21 protein-coding genes are annotated in these 21,935 nt (G+C 45.3%); 17 read left to right on the top strand and 4 right to left on the bottom strand.

Translation table 11 applies throughout. The features are described 5' to 3' along the window. Positions 1-17 precede the first annotated feature (17 nt). The 8 genes from truA (at position 18) to accD (ending at position 8,291) form a co-directional block, all read left to right on the top strand. Entirely contained in the window at positions 18-869 is an 852-nt protein-coding gene (truA, locus tag J3U64_RS05375) for a tRNA pseudouridine(38-40) synthase TruA (protein WP_267408550.1), read from the top strand. A gap of 39 nt (positions 870-908) precedes the next feature. After that, positions 909-1,553, top strand: a complete 645-nt coding sequence (locus J3U64_RS05370; RefSeq protein ID WP_267408549.1) for a phosphoribosylanthranilate isomerase — start codon at positions 909-911, stop codon at positions 1,551-1,553. 723 nt (positions 1,554-2,276) lie between these two features. Next, the gene (gene trpB, locus J3U64_RS05365; protein WP_100157328.1) at positions 2,277-3,479 is read left to right on the top strand and encodes a tryptophan synthase subunit beta; all 1,203 of its coding nucleotides are present in this window, start codon (positions 2,277-2,279) and stop codon (positions 3,477-3,479) included. Positions 3,480-3,526: 47 nt separating this feature from the next. Beyond that, a complete protein-coding gene (locus J3U64_RS05360; protein ID WP_267408548.1) occupies positions 3,527-4,708 on the top strand; it encodes an MFS transporter in 1,182 nt (393 codons plus the stop codon). 51 nt (positions 4,709-4,759) lie between these two features. Then, positions 4,760-5,035, top strand: coding sequence for an ACT domain-containing protein (locus J3U64_RS05355; RefSeq protein ID WP_100140493.1), 276 nt, complete (start codon positions 4,760-4,762; stop codon positions 5,033-5,035). Positions 5,036-5,044: 9 nt separating this feature from the next. Then, positions 5,045-6,406 carry a PFL family protein gene (locus tag J3U64_RS05350; protein ID WP_100140492.1) on the top strand — a complete coding sequence of 454 codons (1,362 nt, stop codon included), beginning with the start codon at positions 5,045-5,047 and terminating at the stop codon, positions 6,404-6,406. A gap of 159 nt (positions 6,407-6,565) precedes the next feature. Continuing rightward, positions 6,566-7,351 (top strand): tryptophan synthase subunit alpha, encoded by a 786-nt coding sequence (gene trpA, locus J3U64_RS05345; RefSeq protein WP_267392132.1) that lies wholly within the window; start codon positions 6,566-6,568, stop codon positions 7,349-7,351. Positions 7,352-7,418: 67 nt separating this feature from the next. After that, positions 7,419-8,291 (top strand): acetyl-CoA carboxylase, carboxyltransferase subunit beta, encoded by an 873-nt coding sequence (gene accD / locus J3U64_RS05340; RefSeq protein ID WP_267392133.1) that lies wholly within the window; start codon positions 7,419-7,421, stop codon positions 8,289-8,291. Positions 8,292-9,239: 948 nt separating this feature from the next. Here accD and J3U64_RS05335 read toward each other — a convergent pair. Together J3U64_RS05335 and J3U64_RS05330 are read right to left on the bottom strand one after the other, a co-directional pair. Beyond that, the gene (locus tag J3U64_RS05335; protein WP_267408547.1) at positions 9,240-9,596 is read right to left on the bottom strand and encodes a DUF488 domain-containing protein; all 357 of its coding nucleotides are present in this window, start codon (positions 9,594-9,596) and stop codon (positions 9,240-9,242) included. Positions 9,597-9,799: 203 nt separating this feature from the next. Continuing rightward, positions 9,800-10,651: a DsbC family protein gene (locus J3U64_RS05330; RefSeq protein WP_267408546.1), complete on the bottom strand. Its 852-nt coding sequence runs from the start codon at positions 10,649-10,651 to the stop codon at positions 9,800-9,802. 325 nt (positions 10,652-10,976) lie between these two features. Between J3U64_RS05330 and J3U64_RS05325 the strand changes: the two genes are divergently transcribed. The 3 genes from J3U64_RS05325 to J3U64_RS05315 all read left to right on the top strand — a co-directional run bounded on the left by J3U64_RS05325 (position 10,977) and on the right by J3U64_RS05315 (position 13,609). Then, entirely contained in the window at positions 10,977-11,777 is an 801-nt protein-coding gene (locus J3U64_RS05325) for a 3'-5' exonuclease (RefSeq protein WP_100157322.1), read from the top strand. 64 nt (positions 11,778-11,841) lie between these two features. Continuing rightward, on the top strand, positions 11,842-12,738 hold the full coding sequence (locus J3U64_RS05320) for a prephenate dehydrogenase (RefSeq protein ID WP_267408545.1): 897 nt from the start codon (positions 11,842-11,844) through the stop codon (positions 12,736-12,738). A 475-nt stretch (positions 12,739-13,213) separates the two neighbouring features. Then, complete coding sequence (locus tag J3U64_RS05315; RefSeq protein ID WP_267392138.1) at positions 13,214-13,609, top strand: ACT domain-containing protein; 396 nt, start codon at positions 13,214-13,216, stop codon at positions 13,607-13,609. 425 nt (positions 13,610-14,034) lie between these two features. Here J3U64_RS05315 and J3U64_RS05310 read toward each other — a convergent pair whose 3' ends face one another. Continuing rightward, on the bottom strand, positions 14,035-14,538 hold the full coding sequence (locus J3U64_RS05310) for a phenolic acid decarboxylase (protein WP_267408543.1): 504 nt from the start codon (positions 14,536-14,538) through the stop codon (positions 14,035-14,037). A gap of 121 nt (positions 14,539-14,659) precedes the next feature. On the opposite strand from J3U64_RS05310, the gene J3U64_RS05305 reads away from it, so the two are divergent. Then, entirely contained in the window at positions 14,660-15,535 is an 876-nt protein-coding gene (locus tag J3U64_RS05305; RefSeq protein ID WP_267408542.1) for a LysR family transcriptional regulator, read from the top strand. 44 nt (positions 15,536-15,579) lie between these two features. Here J3U64_RS05305 and J3U64_RS05300 read toward each other — a convergent pair whose 3' ends face one another. After that, a complete protein-coding gene (locus J3U64_RS05300) occupies positions 15,580-16,044 on the bottom strand; it encodes an Lrp/AsnC ligand binding domain-containing protein (RefSeq protein WP_100140483.1) in 465 nt (154 codons plus the stop codon). A 179-nt stretch (positions 16,045-16,223) separates the two neighbouring features. Between J3U64_RS05300 and J3U64_RS05295 the strand changes: the two genes are divergently transcribed. The 5 genes from J3U64_RS05295 (at position 16,224) to argF (ending at position 21,913) form a co-directional block, all read left to right on the top strand. Continuing rightward, positions 16,224-17,480 carry a D-amino acid dehydrogenase gene (locus J3U64_RS05295; protein WP_100151806.1) on the top strand — a complete coding sequence of 419 codons (1,257 nt, stop codon included), beginning with the start codon at positions 16,224-16,226 and terminating at the stop codon, positions 17,478-17,480. 147 nt (positions 17,481-17,627) lie between these two features. Continuing rightward, on the top strand, positions 17,628-18,536 hold the full coding sequence (locus J3U64_RS05290) for a hypothetical protein (RefSeq protein WP_267404148.1): 909 nt from the start codon (positions 17,628-17,630) through the stop codon (positions 18,534-18,536). Positions 18,537-18,566: 30 nt separating this feature from the next. Then, positions 18,567-19,625, top strand: coding sequence for an alanine racemase (gene alr / locus J3U64_RS05285; protein ID WP_267404150.1), 1,059 nt, complete (start codon positions 18,567-18,569; stop codon positions 19,623-19,625). Between the two features lie 121 nt (positions 19,626-19,746). After that, positions 19,747-20,904, top strand: coding sequence for a succinyl-diaminopimelate desuccinylase (gene dapE / locus J3U64_RS05280; protein WP_416384981.1), 1,158 nt, complete (start codon positions 19,747-19,749; stop codon positions 20,902-20,904). A gap of 10 nt (positions 20,905-20,914) precedes the next feature. Then, positions 20,915-21,913, top strand: a complete 999-nt coding sequence (gene argF / locus J3U64_RS05275) for an ornithine carbamoyltransferase (protein ID WP_267408541.1) — start codon at positions 20,915-20,917, stop codon at positions 21,911-21,913. Positions 21,914-21,935 lie beyond the last annotated feature (22 nt).

Here is a 21,935-nt window from a genome sequence, read left to right as displayed (position 1 = left end):
GTGGATTTGGAAAAGTAATGGTAGGTATTGTGGGAAAGCGTCCAGAAAATATGCAGGATGATATTGGCTATAAGCAGCGCTGGGCATTAACAATTGCTTATGATGGTACGGCTTTCCATGGCTGGCAGAAACAGCCAGACGGACTATATACCATTCAGTCGGTGTTGGAAAAAGCAATAAGCTCTGTAGCGGCGGAAGAAATAGAGGTGGTGGTGGCAGGGCGCACTGATGCCGGTGTGCATGCTACCGGTCAGATTGTACACTTCGACACGCATGCCAGACGAAGTGCAGAGGCATGGCTGCGTGGAAGCAATACGGCAATGGATAAGAATATCCGGATTCTTAAAGCCCAGATGGTTGCTGCTGAATTTCATGCACGGTTTGATGCTTGCGGACGGCGTTACCGTTATATGCTTGAATCCAGTCGTGTCCGAATGCCGCAGCTGCGTGGCCGCGTCGGCTGGACTCATTATCCTCTCAATATGGAATTGATGCGTGAAGCAGCTGCATTGCTGGTTGGTGAACACGATTTTTCCAGCTTTCGCTCCAGTGACTGTCAGGCTAAATCACCAGTAAAAACTTTGTATGCACTGAGACTCAGTGGTAGTCCTGAATTGATGGCAATAGATTTCCATGGCAGTGCATTTGTCCATAATATGGTGCGTAATATTGTAGGTGCGCTGGTGTATGTGGGAGCGGGTAAGCTAAGTGTGTCTGGATTTGCACAATTGCTGGCGGCAAAAAGCCGGCAACTGGCTCCGCCAACATTTATGCCGGACGGGCTGTACCTTACCGGTGTTGATTATCCCGCTCAATGGGATGTGGATACGCAGCCATTGCCGCTATGGCTGTGGCCGGATCTTGATTAGTTTAGGTGAGCACTAGCTGGCAGTTAAAAAAGGTGAAATATGAATATTCGTACGAAGATTTGTGGCATGACGCGGGTTGAAGATGCACAGTTTGCTGCACAATTAGGGGTAGATGCCATTGGGTTGATATTTTTTGCTGGCAGTAAGCGCTGTGTCACGATTGCGCAGGCTCAGACGATAGTGCGTGCAATAGCACCTTTTGTTACGGTGGTTGGGCTGTTTGTGAATGCACGGGCTGCTGAGATAGAGGATGTACTGGCGAAGGTGTCGCTGGATGTGCTCCAGTTTCATGGTGATGAAAATGCGGAATTCTGTCGCCAATTCCAGCGTCCATATATTAAGGCTGTACGGGTACAAAACAGGGCTGATATTGAAACGGCTGCTGCTGTGTATACGGACGCACGTGCTTTATTGTTTGATGCTGCGGTCAGTGGACAATATGGCGGTACTGGGCAGAGTTTTGATTGGCAAATTTTGCCGTCTACGTTGGTACGGCCATGGGTGCTTTCCGGTGGTTTGAAACCGGAAAATATTGTCTCTGCAATCAGACAAAGTAATGCACTGGCCATTGATGTGTGCAGTGGTGTGGAGCAGTCACCCGGTGTCAAGGATAAGCAAAAGATGCAGGATCTGATGTCTGCAATTAGTACTTTTTCTACTTGGAGTGTTGATTCTAGGTGCTAATAATACCTTTGTTTGTACGGTATGATAATATTATTTTTATAAAACAATTAGTTATTTAAATAAATTTTGCGAACGTGGAATTTTTATTTTGGGCTTTAAAGATTTCCAAATCTGTGCTGATTTTGACTTTTACTAGCGATGGTATTAAGGAGTTTCGGTTAAATTAGCTGAAATGGATGATGCTTTAAAGCTGAATTTTTCTATCAGACTAAAATAAAACGAATGTTTTCTTTTAATAGAACGATATTTACCTGTCTGTCTGAGTATTGTGTTTTATTTCAGATTTTGATGGAAAATTTCAATGTAATAAGCTCGTTGTTATGTGTGAATGGTATGGTACAAGATTTTCAAAGTGGTTCTGATGTCTAGATACGAAAAGTAATTTACTAAAAATATGATTTTATCGTGTCGCTACAATCAATTTATCTAACGATGGTTTTTCATTATTCATCATAATTGAATAAACGAACATTCTTATATGACGTTTTTTTCTGATACTGCGAAACAGGTTATTCAGAACACAAGTCTGCATCGGCGTCATTTTGGTAATTATTTATGTTTGTTTTTTTTATACCCGAAATTGCGACATAGACAGATGAAAGCAAAGTTTTGAGTGCAATTATTCTGTAGGTTAGACGGTTTACAGGATAATGTATTTAAAAAATGTTAATATGGCCGAATAGTTTTATTCTCTAGGTATTTAGTCGCTCAATGGAAAAAAATATGGAAAATTATCATTATCCGGATGAACAGGGATTTTATGGTGAGCATGGCGGGCTGTTTGTATCAGAGACACTGATTACGGCTCTAACTGAGTTAAAACAGGCTTATTATGCAGCGAAGGCTGATCCGGCGTTCTGGGCACAATACCATGAAGATTTGAAATATTATGTGGGACGACCTAGTCCTGTGTACTATGCCCGCCGCCTAACTGCCCATCTGGGTGGGGCACAGATTTATTTGAAGCGGGAAGACCTGAATCATACCGGTGCGCACAAAATCAACAATACGATTGGTCAGGCTTTACTGGCACAGCGCATGGGTAAAAAGCGAGTGATTGCCGAAACCGGCGCTGGCCAGCATGGCGTGGCGTCAGCGACAGTGGCAGCACGATTCGGCATGGAATGCACAGTGTTTATGGGCACAGAGGATATTCAGCGTCAGGCACCGAATGTGTACCGGATGAAACTTTTAGGTGCAAAGGTGGTAGGTGTGGATTCAGGTTCATGCACGCTGAAAGATGCCATGAATGAGGCTTTACGTGAGTGGGTGGCACGGGTAGATGATACTTATTATATTATTGGTACTTCTGCCGGTCCGATGCCCTACCCAGAAATGGTACGCGATTTTCAGTGCGTGATTGGCAATGAGGCCAAGCAGCAGATGCAAGAGGCAATCGGGCGACAGCCGGATGTAGCTGTAGCCTGTGTTGGTGGTGGTTCGAATGCGATCGGGCTATTTTATCCTTATATTAATGTCCCTGAAACGCGTCTGGTGGGAGTAGAGGCCGGTGGTCTGGGTCTGACTGGACATCAGCATGCTGCGCCCATCAGCTCACATAGTCCGGTAGGGGTTTTACACGGTTTCCGCAGTTATTTGATGCAGGATGAAAACGGGCAGGTGGTTTCCACGCATTCAGTTTCTGCCGGTCTGGATTATCCAGGAATCGGTCCTGAACACAGCTTGCTGCATGATATTGGTCGTGTTCAGTATGAAGCTATGGGTGACGAGGCAGCGATGGAAGCGTTCCATCTGCTCTGTCACCAAGAGGGAATCATACCAGCGCTGGAATCTAGCCACGCTCTGGCATGGGCTGTGGCCAATGCACCGAAAATGAGTCCGGATGAAGTGATTCTGGTGAATCTTTCCGGCCGCGGTGATAAGGATATCAATACGGTTGCCCGTTTGGATGGTATCAGCCTGTGATTATGCAGGCCACTGTGCTGTAATTATTTGAATATTGTTTGTGGTGTATGAATAATCGTATCAGGCTGTCTTCTGTACAGATTTTTGTGATGGCGTTGGCCATCGGTCTGGCGGTAGCTAGTAATTATTTTGTTTTTCCGCTGATTGAGGTCATGGCTCGCTATTTTGGGCTGGATGTGGACAGTAGCGGAATGCTGATTACACTCACACAGTTGGCCTATGCGCTGGGTCTGATGTTTCTGGTGCCTTTGGGTGATTTGCTGGATAACAAAAAACTAATAGTTTCTCTGTACGGTGTAGTCAGTATTAGTGCACTACTCATTGCACTGGCGCCGAATATATATTTATTTGTAGCCGGACTGTTGCTGGTGGGTGCTTTTTGTACGGTTGCGCAGATACTGATGCCGCTAGCAGCCAGCCTAACTGATCCTGAGCAGCGCGGGCGTGTAATTGGTACGTTGATGAGCGGTTTGTTGCTGGGGATTCTGCTGTCGCGCACTTTTTCCGGTTTGGTGGCTCATTGGTGGGGCTGGCGCATGGTGTATGTATTGGGCGCGGTCATGCTGATGTTGATGACGCTGACTTTGCAATGGAAGTTACCGCATGTACACCGTGAGCGCAGCCGATCTTTTGGCTATTGGCAGACACTAGTATCGGTGTGGTCTTTGTTGTGGCGTACGCCGTTATTGCGTCAGCGTGGTGTGCTGGGGGCGCTGGATTTTTGTCTATTTTCTGTGTTGTGGACGCCGCTGACGCTGTTGCTCAGTAACGCTCCGTATCATTTCAGTTTAAGTACGATTGGTTTGTTCGGACTGTTTGGTGCGCTGGGTATATTCGGTTCCAATGTCGGAGGCTGGGCAGCTGATAAAGGCCGCAGTTATGCAATGACTGTGGTGTGTGCGCTGCTGTTTCTCTTCAGCTGGGTACTGCTGTATGCCGGTGGCCACTATCTGTGGGCGCTGATTGGCGGGGTAATACTGCTGGATTTTGCTATTCAGGCTTTGCATATCTGCAATCAGTCGTTAATTTATCGTTCTGATCCGGCGCTGAAAGGCCGTATTGCATCGGGCTATATGAGTATGTATTTTATCGGCGGTGTACTTGGTTCGCTGGCTTCCGCTATGGCTTATGCACATGTCGGCTGGAATGGAGTGGCAATGCTTGGGAGCGGAATTGCTTTTTTAATTCTGCTGTGTGCGCTTTTGTTTAAATGTGAGCAAATGTCTTAAGGCTGTTTGCGCTCTTCTGATTTGAAATCGTTATTGTGAATAGGATTGAGTATGTCTAGTCATGCTGTGATGACAGTAATTGGTAAGGACCGTATTGGTATTGTTGCTGAAGTTGCCACTTTGCTGGCAGAACATCAGGTAAGCATTATGAATATTAGCCAGCAGCTTATGGATGATTATTTCACTATGATTATTCTGCTGGATACGGAGCGATGCACAATGCCGCGTTTGCAGTTCAGTGAATTTCTGGACAGTGAAGGTGAAAAGCGGGGTTTGCATATCCGTGTGCAGGACGAAGCTCTGTTTAATGCTATGCATCGGATTTAGGAGTTGTCTATGTCGTTTTCTATTCAGAATAATGAAATTCTGGAAACGGTGCGTATGGTCTCTGACCAGCATTTTGATGTGCGTACCATTACCATTGGTATTGATCTGCATGATTGTATTGATACAGATATTAACCGCCTCAATGAAAAGATTTTTAACAAGATTACGCGGGTGGGAAAAAATTTGGTGCAGACGGCAACAGAACTTTCTGCCAAATATGGTGTGCCTATTGTAAATCAACGCATTGCGGTCACACCGATTGCACAGATTGGTGCTGCCACTGGTGCGGATTCCTATGTATCAATTGCGCAGACGCTGGATAAGGCTGCCAAAGCCATTGGTATTTCATTTATTGGTGGTTTTTCCGCTCTGGTACATAAGGGTATGAGTCCGGCCGATGAGGTATTGATTCGTTCTATTCCTAAGGCAATGGCCTGTACTGATGTGGTGTGTAGCTCGGTAAATATCGGTTCTACACGTGCCGGTATTAATATGGATGCCGTTAGGTTAATGGGCGAAACCATCCGTCAGACTGCTGAAATCACGCCAGAGGGCTTTGGCTGTGCCAAACTCGTTGTGTTTTGTAATGCTGTGGAGGATAACCCATTTATGGCCGGTGCTTTTCATGGTGCCGGCGAGGCGGATTGCGTGATTAATGTGGGCGTGTCCGGACCGGGTGTGGTTTGTGCGGCATTACAGAATACGCAGGGACTTTCTCTGACCGAAGTGGCCGAGCTGGTGAAGAAAACTGCGTTTAAAATTACTCGCGTAGGTGAGTTAATTGGGCACGAAGCCAGCAAAATGCTCGGTATTCCATTTGGTATTCTGGATTTATCACTGGCGCCTACTCCGGCAGTGGGTGATAGTGTGGCACGCATTTTGGAAGCAATGGGGTTGAGTGTATGCGGTACCCACGGTACCACAGCCGCACTGGCCTTACTTAATGATGCCGTGAAAAAAGGCGGTATGATGGCATCTAGTGCTGTAGGCGGTCTGAGTGGTGCATTTATACCGGTATCGGAAGATGAAGGTATGATAGCCGCTGTAGAAGCAGGTGTATTGACACTGGATAAGCTGGAAGCGATGACCGCAGTGTGTTCGGTAGGTCTGGATATGATTGCGGTACCGGGCGATACACCGGCGAGTACGCTTGCCGGTATTATTGCTGATGAAGCGGCAATCGGACTAATTAATAGTAAAACCACGGCAGTGCGGGTGATTCCTGTTAGCGGTAAAGATGTTGGTGATTACGTAGAGTTTGGAGGTCTGCTGGGACGGGCGCCGGTGATGCCGGTAAAATCCGGTTCCTGCGAGGTGTTTATCAATCGCGGCGGTCGCGTGCCGGCACCAGTGCAGTCGATGAAAAATTAAAGGATGTGCCGTGGTGCATGCTATGATTAAGTTGAGATTATCTGTACAGCGGGTATTGCAGTCTAGCAGGAATCCCGCTGTTGCTAGAGGCAGCTAGAATAGATGTCCGTCTGGTGTCACAGCAGCATTGGCACACTCCGAAAAGGGTAGATAAGAAAAATGAGTAGAATTCAACAGACGTTTGAGCAGTTGCATGGTCGTACTGCTCTGGTATCGTATATTACCTGTGGCGATCCTGATCCGGTTGCTACAGTAAAGCTAATGCAGACGCTGGTTGCCAATGGTACGGATATTATTGAGCTAGGCGTACCTTTCTCCGACCCGATGGCAGATGGGCCGGTTATTCAAGCCGCATCAGAACGGGCTTTGCGTCAGCATGTGTCACTGACAGATGTATTGGCAGTGGTGGCACGGTTCAGACAGGATAATCAGACTACACCGGTGGTATTAATGGGCTACCTGAATCCAGTCTTTCATATAGGCTATGCATCGTTTGCCCGTGCGGCTGCTCAGGCTGGTGTAGATGGTGTGTTGACTGTAGATTGTCCGGCAGAGGCAATTGATGATTTGCATGAACAGCTGAAATTACACGGACTGGATTGTATTTTTCTGATTGCCCCGACTACAACTGATGAACGGATTAAACTGATTGGCAGTAAGGCCAGTGGTTTTGTTTATTATGTGTCACTAAAAGGTGTGACTGGTTCATCACAGTTGGATACAACTGAAGTTTCGCGTAAAATTGATCATTTACGCCAGTTTATTAAGGTGCCTGTTGGTGTGGGTTTCGGTATCCGCGATGCTGACAGTGCCCGCCGTATCGGTGCAGTAGCTGATGCAGTGATTGTGGGCAGCCGCTTTGTACAGACGATTGCTGAGCATGCAGGCCATGAAGCTGAGGCGCTCGCACCGGTAGTGGCCGAGCTGAGACAGGCGCTGGAATAATCTGCGTGCAATCCTAATTCTGCCGCCCGTGAGAAGTATGCGGACGGTAATAACCAGGAATGAAAGTATGAGTTGGTTAGATAAAATCCTGCCACCCAAGATTAAAAAAGATCCTGTGGCCAAATCCGGCGGTATTCCTGAAGGTTTATGGCAAAAATGTCCGTCTTGTGCGGCGACTTTGTATGCCACGGATTTGAAGAAAAACATGGAAGTGTGCCCAAAGTGCGGCTACCATAATCCGGTTTCAGCGCGTGAGCGTATTCACTTGATGCTGGATGAAGGTAAACAGTATGAAATTGGTGCTGATATTAAACCGATTGATATTCTTAAGTTCCGAGACAGCAAAAAATATACAGACCGTCTGAGTACTGCTCGCAAACTGACGCAAGAGGATGATGCGCTGGTGGTGAAGCGTGGCACTATGAATGGCGTACCGGTTGTAATAGCTGCTTTTGAATTCAATTTCATCGGCGGGTCTATGGGCTCAGTTGTGGGTGAACGTTTTGTGCGTGGTGTGCGTGAAGCGGTAAAACATAACTGTACTTTTATCTGTGTGGCTGCTTCTGGCGGGGCACGGATGCAAGAAGGCTTGAATTCGCTAATGCAGATGGCCAAAACCTGTGCTTCTCTGCATCTGCTGACGGATAAATCGCTGCCGTTTATTTCGGTATTGACCAATCCTACTATGGGTGGTGTTTCTGCGAGCTTTGCCTTTATCGGTGATGTGGTACTGGCGGAACCGAATGCACTGATTGGCTTTGCCGGTCCGCGTGTGATTGAACAGACAGTGCGTGAGACTTTACCGGAGGGATTCCAGCGGGCAGAGTTTCTGCTGGATAAGGGTGCCATTGACCAGATTGTCGACCGGCGAGAAATGAAAGAACGTATTGTGCGCCTGATTCAACTGTTACGTTCACAGCCTAGTGCTAATGCAGCCTGAGCGACGGAACTTAATATAAGAATATTAATTTAATACCCGGTCAGAAAGTAATTTTCGGCCGGGTATTTGTTTCAGACATAGGTTATTTATGTTTCACATGAACTGATTTCCCGAATATGTCAATAATAATATCTGATCTGTCACTGGGAAAAGGTACCACAGTTAAGCGGTTCAGATTGCATTTTTTCCAGTTTTTCATAGATATAACTGTATTTTGATGCAAATTCGACTTGTCATTTTATACATCTATACAAAATGAAGATTGATTATCCATTAGAAATTAATTGTCATTAAAACTTTATCTTTGTTTGATATTAAAAAATTAGGTTTTTTTCTAACTTTTCTTTAATCAAATGAAAAAAAGAATTGGCTGCATCTTAAGAGTCTATACCTTGATTATGCCTATTGATATATAATCAATAAGCCCATGAATATAATAATAAAATGGCAAAGGAGTATTTGTATTAAGGCAATGACATAATCTACAGCAACTACGCCGTAATAAATTTCGCATTTCAAGATTAGTTTTAACAAGAATTTTTTATAAACATACTTCAAATCCAAGAAACTATTTGGAATCAACCCCATATCTTATGAGGTATTAACAAAATTCTTTTTTCTTATTTCTTTATTCAATTTGCTCAATATTTTATTGATGTAAAAAATTTTATTTTTTCTTATAAAATCCCAGTAAATATTTTCTTAATGGGATTTATTCTAAATTATTGATCTTCATTTACTAACACAATATTTTTATGGTCTTCTTTCAGATTTTTGAGTCTGTTTACTCATGTTTGAATCTGCTCAGCATGACGAACTGAAAACCATCTGGAATCCCAAAGCCTGTGTGTGAAATTACTGTTGCCGCCCAGTGAATTTCTTTTGAAATCTCACGACAATCTTGGATCAATGGCGGTGTCCATATATCAGACAGCTTTTTACTGTTTTCTAACTGTCTCTATTCTGTAATTGTGCCAGTAATATTGGTACATGGCTGTGGGTAATATCTTTAACAGCGGTTAGCAGCCATAATTGCTGGTGCTGCTTATGCAGTTGTTGTAGCTTCTGCAAGTCTTGTTGCTGTTGTGGCTGCTTCAGTTCCTGCTGGTAGCGTAAGCAAAATTCACCATAGCGGGTATCGGGCTGCTGATGTAGCCACTGTCGCAGCTGGCTGGAAGGTGCAACGGTTTTTAGCCATAAAACATTGTTCATTCTGGTTTTGCTGATACCACGCGGCCACAGGCGGTCAATCAATACAGCTGGCTGTTGTTGCTGATAGGTGTAAACCCGCTCAATGTTATACATGGTTGCTGAAAGAGAAGCTAAATTTAATTAATAATAGATATAATAGCTTGTTTTGACAAGATGATGTGCTAGCTTTGATTAGAGTAAGATCTGAGTGTGCTCACTGCTCTTTTCAGACTGTTTTGCTGAATAAATGGATACTACTTTTTCAAAACAGAATAAAAAAGCAGCCGTTTACGGCTGCTTTTGCGTGTGACCAGTTTTTATTTCTGATTTTTGATTAATTCCTGCTCCAGTTCATTTTTACGCATTAGGCCGGAAATGGTTTTGCCGTTCGGAAATACCATGGTGGGGGTACCATCAAAACCAAATTTATTGCCTAATTTCATGGTGTCTTCTACGGGGTTGCTGCAATTGGCTACGCTGGCTGGTTCCTTGCCATGACGCATCCATTCTGTCCAGGCGGTGGTGCGTTCTTTCTGACACCATATTTGTACTGCTTTTTTCTGTGCGCCTGGATGTAGATCGGGTACCGGCATGAGGAATGTATAAACTGTGAGGTTATCAATCTGGGCGATTTCTTCTTCCAGTTTTTTACAGAAAGGGCAATCTGGGTCGGAGAATACTGCCATTACCCGTGTGCCGTTGCCACGTACTTCTTTGATTGCTTTATCCAGTGGTAACTGGTCAAAATCTATTTTTGATAAATCACTCATACGTTGCTCCGTCAGATTCTGATGGTGTTTGAGATCAATCAGATTACCCAGCATGATGTAATCGGCATTTTCATCAGTATAGATAATCTGATTACCGGTGATTACCACTTCATATATACCTTTAAATGGAGTGGTATAGATACTCTGAACGTTTAACTCTGAGCTTTTAAATGCTTTTTGCATGTTTTTGGACAGATTATCGCTAATTTTTTTATTGGTTGCGTCATCTACTGCCGCACCAACTGCAGCAGCTTTATTGGCTGATGCTGAGTCACTGATACCGGATTTGGCACTGGCGGTTTTGTCTATATTATGAACGGGAGTACCGTCGCAAGAAGCGAGGACAGGTATGGCCAGTAAAGGAACAAGCCATTGCCATAAGCGGATTTTGTTTATCATAAATGTCTGAGAATGAGTTAATAAGGGGTTATTGATAATCTGTGGCCATTATGCCCAGCCTGAGAAGTATGTGTCAGTATGAGCGTGAAAAATGCTGCTATTTTGTTGCTAAAACAGGCTTAAATCATACGGCAAGTAAATCTGTTTGGCTGCTAGAAAAATGATTCTGAGTTTAGGGTTTTCTGCATTTTTCACTGGTTCTGACTGATTGTGAGTATAAAACAATCCTGACCGTGTTGTAATACTGTTTTGAGGCTAAAACGTATGGCGCGTCTTCTTGCTTCATGCCACAATACTCTTTCGTTAATCAATGTGAACCATTGCCATGAATCCGATTTTGGCTTTCGATATTGAAACCGTGCCTGATGTGGCCGGTATCCGGGTACTTCATCATTTGCCGGCGGAAGTAAGTGATGCCGATGTGGTGGAGTTTGCTTTGCAGCAGCGAAGGGCAAAAACTGGCGGTAATGATTTTATGCAGCTGCATTTGCAGCAGGTAGTAGCCATTTCATGCTGTATGCGCTGGGGGGCAGAAAAAATTCATGTTGGTAGTATTGGCACGCCAGAAGATAGTGAAGAAACGCTGATTGCACGTTTTTTTGAGTTGATTGAAACACATACGCCGCAATTGGTGAGTTGGAATGGTGGTGGATTTGATTTACCGGTGTTGCATTATCGTGCGCTAATTTATGGTATCAGTGCCGCCCGTTACTGGGATATGGGGGAAGGGGATTTTGGTGACAGCCGAGATTTCAAATGGAACAACTATATCAGCCGCTATCATGCACGTCATTGTGATTTGATGGATTTGCTTTCTCTCTATCAAGCGCGAGCCTGTGTTCCGTTGGATGATATGGCTAAGCTGTGTGGTTTTCCAGGTAAGCTGGGGATGGATGGTAGTAAGGTCTGGGCTGCATATCAGCAGGGAGAATTAACCCAGATTCGGCAGTACTGTGAGACAGATGCCGCTAATACTTATTTAATGTATCTGCGTTTTAATCTGTTGCGTGGTTTTCTGAATGCCGATGAATACGAACAGGAAATCCGTGGTCTGAAGGTTTACCTGAAAGGATTGCAGGCGCCGCACTGGCAGGAATTTCTGGATGCATGGGGACGGCCACTCTGATGATGAAAGCTGATAAGCCGGACACGGTAATGATGTTGTGGATAGAATGATTGCTGAGATAAGTATGCATAGGCTGGTGCTGATTGGGGTAGGGCTGATAGGTGGTTCGCTGGCACTGGATTTAAAACGGGCGGCACGGGTGGAAGAGGTGGTTGGCATTGATATTGATGCTGACAATCTGACGCGGGCTTTAGAGCGACGTGTAATTGATTGTGCCTACGAATGCATTAATGCAGAAAGTATGGCTGATGCCGATATGGTACTCATCGCTACGCCAGTTAATACTTTGCCGATTATCTGTCGCCAGCTTGCGCCATTTTTGCCAGATAGATGTATTGTCACTGATGTGGGCAGTACTAAGCAGCTGGCATTGCAGGCTTTTGCTGCTGAGTTGCCACAGCATTATGAGCGCTGTGTGGCGGCACATCCGATTGCTGGTTCCGACCGTCATGGGGCGCTGGCGGCACAGTTTGGCTTGTTTGCTGCAAAAAAATGTATTATCTGTGCTCATGAGCAGCAGGATAAAACGGCTTTGCAGGCTGTGGAAGCAATGTGGCAAGCGGTGCAGGCGCAAATTTATCATCTGGATGCAGCCAGACATGATGCGATTTTTGCTGCTGTAAGCCATTTGCCGCATATGCTGGCTTATGCCTATGTGCATCAGCTGGCGGAAGCAGCTAATGCGGATGAGCTGTTACAATTTGCTGGTAGCGGTTTTCGGGATTTCACTCGAATTGCTGCCAGTCATCCGCAGATATGGACGGATATTTGTTTGGCGAACCGACAGGTGCTGGCTGGTCTGCTTGAGAAACAACAGCAGGAGCTGGCATATTTGAAGCAATGCCTGCAAGATGGTGATGCGCAGAAGCTCACGGCTTTTTTTGCAAAGGCTCAGAAAATCCGTGAAAGCTGGCAAAATGAGCAAATTCAGGCTACAGCAGGTGTGCCGGCAGGCAGATAATACCTTGGTATAGCTAAGTGATAGTAAGATAAAGTCTTTTTTGATATTTTTTCAGCACAAGTTAGATGCAGTTAATGAATTTTGCGGTATTTTTAATTAAAATAACCTTATTTTGTCGAATTAATACAAAATATGACTTGCTATGCAGGCGTAGTTGAGGCATAATTCGCTTCGTTAAATCAGCTCCTAGTTGGTTTAACAGTTTCTCCTCTATTTCTCCTTTGTAGACTTGGCGCACACTTAACCGTGTGCGCATTTTTTTATCTGTTTTTTATTATGCTAACGGAATTTTTATAAGTCATATTCGACTCGCCTCTTAGCTGTATTTTGTTTGTTACTAAAGAGGTGCATTCCGGATATTTGGTTTTAAATAGCGAAGTGTTGTCGGAAAGCCAGAAAAATATACGCCTAAGCTTTTGTTGGTATATGAATGCTGTTAGGATAGTTGTTTTATATTTAGACTCAGGGGAAGATTATGTCTGGTGAAAGTAATTTGCATGTTTTGCTCCAATCGGCAGCGCCGCAGCATAATGCGGGCAAATATGTGTTCTGTACCGTAAAGCAGCCGGTGGCTGAATTGCTGTCTGCTGCTGTGGCTACTGTGCAGGAAAGTGAGGGAACTACGCTGATTCTGCCTCAGGCTGTGGCTGATGAGCATCAGCTAAGCTATGACTATGTTGCCGGCTGGATTACCTTGAAGGTGCATTCATCTCTGTCTGCTGTAGGACTTACCGCCGCTTTTTCTCGCGCTCTGGCACAGCAGAATATCAGCTGTAATGTTGTGGCCGGCTATTATCATGATCATATTTTTGTTGCAGAAACTGATGTAGCACCGGCTTTGGATATTCTCAATCATTTGGACAAAGCATAATAATAATATATGACCGGCTTAAATCATGATTTTGCGTTGGCAAAAATCATGATTTGACTATATTTCGATTTTGTTAATTTGTTAACATAGGTCGGGTTTATCAATATTTTTAGTTGCTTGAAAATAGTTATATGGATTGCTTAATTTCATTCTCAATTTCAAGGCTTTGTCTCGGCCTTAGTACAATTTCATTCTGATTTACATACTATTTGATAAAAATTAGGTCTGCTATGTGCTGAAGCTTCTAAATCTATATGTTCGATATTTGAAAGCATGTTTTACCAGCAAAAATAAAGTAGTGTGCAGTGTGATGGAGATGTTCTGAATATTTAAAAAAAGTATTGCTGCGAATGGTTGTTACTGGCTTGAGGATGAAAAAAAAGGGCGGAAAATTTAATTTCCGCCCTTTTTTCTGAAGATATTAATTAAAGATTATTCGGAAAATTGGCTGGCAGTTCGCTGGCAGGACAGTTAATGATGCTTTCATCATTTTCACCACAATCACGGATGAAGGTAATGGTGGCAAATTCATCAATTACTTCCGTAGGATAGGCCGGACCAGCTTCTCGGTAAGCTTCCATTTGTGGAATATGCTCATTCTGGAAGCAAACGGTTTTTTCCGGATTGTTGATTACCCAACGTGGGAAAAAGATGGTGCCGTGGAAGATTTTGTCGGCCAGGTTGACGCTCAGGCTGACGTCGGTACCGGTTGGTTCGGTCCATGAGATTTTGTATACATTTTCAGCCAACCGTACTAGATAGACTTTTTGACTTTTTACCCAACGATTGCCCACTATGCCACTGTGAATGCGGTAATCGATTGTGGTGGCATTTTTCACGTATATTTCGTAGTTCCAACCATTATCATAGGTGTAAACCAAATGTTTTCCTAGAATATTGCTCAGATCGTTTTTATCAAATACAGACATTTTTTTCCTTTCAATTAAAAGATATTTTGATTAAATGGATAAGTGAAGTTTAAACAGGTATGGACCAGATGAATAACGTTATTTTTGAGATAAAATGTTCTAAAATTTCGATTGATTCGCGATGAAAACAACACTGGAACAATGGCAGCTTTTACAGGCTGTGGTGAGCTATGGCAGTTTTGCCCGTGCTGCGGAAGCCTTTAACCGTAGCCAGTCTTCCCTGAGCTACCAGTTGACGTTAATGCAGGAACGGCTGGGTGTAACGTTGCTGACTATTGTTGGCCGCAAGGCAGAGCTGACAGCGTCTGGTCAGCAGCTACTGGCACAGGCCTTGCCTCTGTTGCAGGGGTTTGAGAAGCTGGAAAACCGTTCCCGTGCGCTGCAACGCGGTGAGCGGGCACGGCTAGATTTGGTGGTGGACAGTATTTTTCCTAAAACGCGTCTGTTTACAGTTTTACGCCGTTTTCAACAGGTTTATCCCTCTACCCAAATTCATCTGACTGAAGTGCTACGAAGTGAAAGCTGTGCTGTGCTTCAACAGCAACAGGCGGATGTCTACATCATCACGCCGAGCGCAGAAATGATACGTCAGGGAAAGTTATTGCTGGAGGTGAACTTTGTAGCTGTGGCGCAGCGTGAGCATCCGCTGCTGACTTTGCCGGCACCACTGGGTCAGGATGTGCTGGTTCGCTATCCGTTGATTGAGATTGTTAGCCGCGAACAGCAGCAGCTACCCTACCGGCAAGTAAGTGCAGCAGAAAACTGGACGTTTACCACAATTGAAACGGCTATTGAGGCTGTAACTCAGGGTGTAGGCTATGGCTGGCTGCCGGAAGATCGGATTCAGGTGCAGTTGGCCAGTGGGGAATTACAGGTCTTACCATTAAAATATGGTGCACGGCGTGCTACGCCGGTATATTTGTTTTTGAATCAGGATGAGGCTCAGCTGGACAATGAAACAGCGTTATTGGTCAGTCTGATTCAGGATAAAGTATGAATGCCGACCGATTATTCAGTCTTAGAATAGCTAGTGCTGTGATTTTATTCTAGGTGTAGTAGTTGTTCTTCTTTTACTTCCTCCATTACCACATAGCTGCGGCTTTCGGCTGCCGCAGGTAGCTGGAGCAATATATTGCCCAGCATATTGCGGTAGGCGTGCATATTGGGCAATCTCACTTTAATTAGGTAATCGTATTCGCCAGATATGAGATGGCATTCCAGTACTTGCGGAATGGTCAAAACTTCTCGCCGGAAATCCTCGAAGATGTTGCCGGATTTAGAACGCAGTTTGATTTCGACAAATACCAGCAGGCTTTGATTCAGGGCACGTGGATTCAGACGAGCGTGATAGCCCGTAATGATGTTTTCACGTTCCAGCCGCCGTACTCGTTCGGTAACCGGAGTGGTAGACAATCCTACTTTATCGGCCAGTTCGGTCATGGTGGTGCGGGCATTTTTTTGCAGTAAGGACAAAATCTTCATGTCCACTTTATCAATCTGGTGCATGATTAATTTGTAGTTTGAATGTGATAAATTATTAAAATACACCTTTTTTTGGTAAAAATAAAGTGAAATTCACTATCATTCTTTGTTTACACTAGGAGAAGTTACTAAACAGTTTATTTTCAGGATTCTGCCATTAAACAGCCGCGATATTCCGGTTTGATTTTCAGGGAGCTAATGTAATGAAAGTTCTGATTATGGGGGCAGGTATTGTTGGGGTAAGCACTGCCTGGTATTTAGCCAAGGCCGGTCATGAGGTAACAGTGCTGGAGCGAGCTGATCAAGCAGCAATGGAAACCAGTTTTGCTAATGCCGGCCAGTTATCCTATGGCTATACCACGCCGTGGGCTGCACCAAGTATACCAGCCAAAATAAGTAAGTGGTTGTTTAAAGAACATTCCCCGCTGCTGATCAGGCCTGATGGCAGTCTGTTTCAGCTACGCTGGCTGTGGCAGATGTATCGCAATTGCAATGCGCAAAGCTATGCGACCAATAAAGAACGTATGGTTCGTATTTCAGAATATAGCCGAGAAATGTTGCGGCAGCTGGAAGCTGAAGAGAATATTCAGTACGAAGGACGCCGGCAGGGTACGTTGCAGATTTTCCGTACCGAAAAAGAAGTGATTGATTCGCGTTCGGATATTGCTGTTTTACAGGATTTTGGTGTGCCGTTGCAGATACTAAACAGCGTGACGGAATGTACGCAGTATGAACCGGCATTGGCTCATATGGCCGGCAGGTTAGCTGGTGCTCTGTATTTGCCTCAAGACGGTACTGGAGACTGTCATTTATTCACCACCCGTCTGGCTGAGAAATGTGAGGCGCTGGGGGTAAAATTTCTGTATCGGCATGCGATTACTGATATCCGGCAGGATAAGTGTTCGATTAAAGGGGTAGAGGCAAATGGTCAGTGGTTTAATGCGGACCATTATGTTTGTGCTTTGGGAAGTTTCAGCCGCAGTATGATGCGTAAACTGGGAATAAATTTGCCTGTTTATCCGGTAAAAGGTTATTCACTGACAATTCCTATCATTGATAAGGATAAAGCTCCTGTTTCTACGGTGATTGATGAAACCTATAAGGTGGCTGTGACACGTTTTGATGAACGCATCCGTGCTGGTGGAATGGCTGAATTATCGGGTTATCGTATTCATTTAAATCCGGCTCGCAAGGTGGTGTTAGATTTAGTGGTGAATGATCTGTTTCCTGGCAGTTGCCATACATCGGAAGCTTTTTTCTGGAGCGGCCTGCGGCCGATGACGCCGGATAGTACGCCGATTATCGGTGCCAGCCGGTTTGTGAATCTGTCGCTGAATACCGGCCACGGTACGCTGGGTTGGACGATGGGGCTGGGTTCGGGAAAAGTTTTGGCAGATATCATTAGCGGAGTGAAGCCGGAAATTGAAACTGGTGATTTGTCGTTAGCTCGATATGTGTAGATATGTCAGATAGTTCGGTCTGGTTAACAGTCTGTGGCATACACAGGATGTAAAAAGTTTTATCATTACGGTTAATATATTATTAATCTGACAGGCTCCAATTTTCCGGCCGGAAAATGTAGGTTATCCTGTTGAAAAGGTTTGTATATGGCTGACGATAAAATTTTGTTGCTGGAAGTTGCACCTGTTGGCAGGATAATCGAATTCAATCCTCAGACGGGAGCACACCAGATTCTGGCTGATGAGCTGCATGATTTTCCAGATGGAATTGCTGTTGATATCCACCATCAACGATTGTTTTATTCTAGTATGGGTCGAATAAAAGAACCGGATTCTCTGGAATTTTTTCAGGCCGATGGAATGATTGCTGAAGTTTCGCTCGATGGACAGCAGCGGCATGAGCTGGTTGGACATGGTTTGTTTGTTACCGGCAAGCAACTGGTGTTTGATGAAGATGAGGGTCAGCTTTACTGGTGTGACCGTGAGGGAATGCGTGTCTGCCGCTATGATTTGCGAAGCGGAAAAACGGATGTACTGGTACAAACTGGGTTATATCCGCGAGATGCGCATGATTATGCGCGTCATTGTGTGGGCATTGCATTGGATAAGCAGCATAATTATTTTTACTGGACACAGAAAGGGCGGCCGAAAGGCGGAGAAGGTCGCATTCTGCGAGCCCATCTGCAGCCGGAAGCTGAATTTGATGCTGCGACCCGCTGCGATATTGAGACGGTACTGGATAATCTGCCCGAACCTATTGATCTGGAAATAGACCATGTCAACCAGATGCTGTACTGGACGGACAGAGGTCTCGATGCTGCTGGGGGAAATAGCCTGAATTGTGCAGCCATCTGTGCAGACGGGCTGAGAGACCATCAGGTATTGGCTACCGGTTTACAGGAAGGAATCGGGCTGGCTGCGGATTTTGTCCATTCGCTAATCTATATTACCGATTTGGGTGGTAATCTGTGGCGTTATGATATACAGCAGCGCGGGCCTTTGTGTAAACTGGCACAGTTTGGTCCGCTTACCGGCATTGCTTTACTGAAACAATAATATGACAGACATCAATACAGGGGATCAATAATGCGTCCGTTAGTTGCGCATATTCGTTTAAATCATTTGCGTGATAATTTTCTGGCTCTGAAACAGATGCATGGCGGCGGCAGAATGCTGGCTGTGGTGAAGGCCAATGCCTATGGCCATGGGGCGGTACGTTGTGCACAGGCGCTGGCTGATGTGGCCGATGGTTTTGCAGTGGCTTGCATCAACGAGGCGGTAGAGTTGCGTAATGCGGGTATAGAAATACCTATTGTTATGCTGGAAGGTGTTTTTGCGCAGGAAGAATATGCACTGGTTGATCAATATCGATTGTGGCCGGTAGTGGGTAATTTATGGCAGCTGGAATCATTGTTGGCGCACAACTGGCAAAAACCGGTAACGGTATGGCTGAAAATGGATTCGGGCATGCATCGTACTGGTTTTTTTCCGCATGATTATGCACCGGCCTATCAGGCACTGGCTCAAAGTGATAAGGTAGCTGAAGTGGTTAAAATGACTCATTTTGCCTGTGCTGATGAACCTATGAAAACCATGACTGCAGAACAAATTCACACGTTCGAGATGGTATGTGCCGATTTGCCTGGAGATGTCAGTTTGGCCAATTCTGCCGCGATTATGGCGTATCCGCAAACCCAATGCGGCTGGGGACGTGCTGGTTTGGCGCTGTACGGAATTTCGCCGATGGGTGGAACTGACAGCCGCTTTAAGCCGGTGATGCGGCTGGTAAGTAAAGTATTTGGTGAGCGTGTTTTGCAGATGGGAGAGCCAATCGGCTATGGTGCCAGCTTTGTGACTTCACGTTCAACCCGCGTCGGGTTGGTGGCTTGCGGCTATGCTGACGGTTATCCGCGTCGTGCGGCAACGGGTACACCTGTGGCCATAGATGGAGCACGTAGCTGTGTTTTGGGGCGAGTTTCTATGGATATGATGACAGTACAGCTGGATGACCACCGCCAGTCTCTTGGCAGCGAAGTTGAATTATGGGGGGATGTGGTGAATGTCAATGAGGTGGCTGCTGCTGCCGGCACTATTTCCTATGAGCTGCTGTGTAATGTTAAACGGGCTGAAATGGTATATGAATAAGATGACATGGTTTGTCAATTTTTAAGTAAATGTTTGGCAAGACAGAAAATTTGGTTTATAAAGATGTAATATGTTTTCAGGCAGCTGTGCAAGCTGCCTGAAGTTATTTTTTATTGAGTTTATGATAATGGAAATAGAAACACTGAAACTGGCCAAGGCATTGATTGCACAGCCGTCTGTCACACCAGATGATCATGGCTGCCAGCCTCTGCTGATGAGCAGGCTCAGCGCACTTGGTTTTAACATTGAAACCATGCGTTTTGGAGAGACCGATAATTTTTATGCGCGATGGGGCAATCAGGGGCCGCTGATATGCTTTGCCGGACACACCGATGTGGTACCGGCCGGTGATGAAAGCCGCTGGAACTCGCCTCCATTTACGCCGACAGAGCGTGAAGGCAAATTATTTGGCCGCGGAGCTGCTGATATGAAAAGCAGTGTCGCGGCTTTTATTACTGCCTGCGAACGCTTACTACTGCAACAGCCGGATTTGCCACTGCGTTTGGCTATGCTGATTACTTCAGATGAAGAGGGTGACGGACACGATGGCACCAAACGTGTGGTCGAAACCCTGAAACAGCGTGGTGAACTGATTGATTATTGCATTGTTGGTGAGCCTACTGCTGTAGATACACTGGGGGACATGATTAAAAACGGCCGGCGTGGCTCCTTATCTGGCACATTACGGGTGCACGGCCGGCAGGGACATGTGGCTTATCCGCATCTGGCCGCCAACCCTGTCCATTTAGCAGCGGCAGCACTGGCTGAACTCACTGCCATGCACTGGGATGATGGTAATACCTATTTTCCTCCTACCGGTTTTCAGATTTCCAATATACATGCCGGTACTGGTGCCACCAATGTGATTCCAGGCGAGCTTACTGTGCAGTTTAACTTCCGTTTTTCCACTGAATCCAGTGCCGAAAATCTACGTCAGCGTGTACACACTATCTTAGATAAGCATAATTTACACTATGATATAGACTGGACATTGTCCGGACAGCCTTTTCTAACGACTGCCGGTCGTTTAACCGACGTAGCGCAGAAAGCCATCAAGTCTGTTTGCGGTGTAGATGCCGAGCTGTCTACCACGGGCGGTACTTCTGATGGCCGTTTCATTAAAAACATAGCTCGGGAACTCATTGAGCTAGGGCCGGTTAATGCGACCATTCATCAGATTGATGAGTGCGTGGATATTACTGCGCTGGCACAGTTATCGGCAATATATGAAAACATGCTTCAGCAGCTGGCTTGGCCTGATGCCTGCCTACATAAATAAGGAGAAAATAATGAGTACGGTGAACCAGAAACATTTTTTAAAACTGCTGGACTATACGCCAGCTGAAATTCACAATCTGCTCGACCTAGCGGCGAGACTGAAAACCGAAAAGAAAATCGGTGTGGAACAACCCCGTCTAAGCGGTAAAAACATTGCTCTGATTTTTGAGAAAACTTCTACCCGTACCCGTTGTGCCTTTGAAGTGGCAGCACACGATCAGGGAGCACATGTAACTTATCTGGACAGTAGCGGCAGTCAGATTGGTCATAAGGAAAGCATTCGTGATACCGCACGTGTTCTTGGTCGCATGTATGATGCGATTGAATACCGAGGTTATGGTCAGGAGATTGTCGAGCAGCTGGCAGAATTTGCCGGTGTGCCGGTGATTAACGGATTAACCAATGAATTCCATCCGACACAGATGTTGGCTGATTTGCTGACTATGAAGGAAAACTGTAAAAAATCTCTAAACCAGATTGCTTATACCTATGTGGGTGATGCGCGTTACAACATGGGTAATTCTTTGCTGGTAGCCGGTGCCAAAATGGGAATGGATGTACGCATCGGCGCACCACGTGCTTTCTGGCCAAACGATGATTTAGTCAGTCAGTGTCGTAGTATAGCTGAGCAGACTGGAGCGCGGATAACTTTAACCGAAGATGCAGCCGCCGCAGTCGATCAAACCGATTTTATCCACACTGATGTCTGGGTATCGATGGGTGAGGCCAAAGAAGTGTGGCGGGAACGGATAGAGCAGCTAAAGTCTTATCGCGTAGATTCACAGTTACTGGCTGCTAGTCACAATCCCAATGTTAGATTCATGCACTGTTTGCCCGCTATTCACAATCGTGATACCGGCATAGGTCAGTGGCTCTTTGAAGAGTTTGCTCTGGATGGTGCTGAAGTGAGTGAGGATGTATTTGAAAGTAATGCATCTATCGTATTTGAGCAGGCAGAAAATCGTATGCACACCATCAAAGCTGTACTGGTGGCATTACTGAGTACCTGAAAGGTTTAGCCTGCTGTCAACG

It is taken from the genome of Snodgrassella sp. B3800 (genome assembly GCF_026535865.1).
Taxonomy (GTDB): Bacteria; Pseudomonadota; Gammaproteobacteria; order Burkholderiales; family Neisseriaceae; genus Snodgrassella; species Snodgrassella alvi_E.
This window is presented reverse-complemented; position numbering and strand designations above follow the sequence as displayed.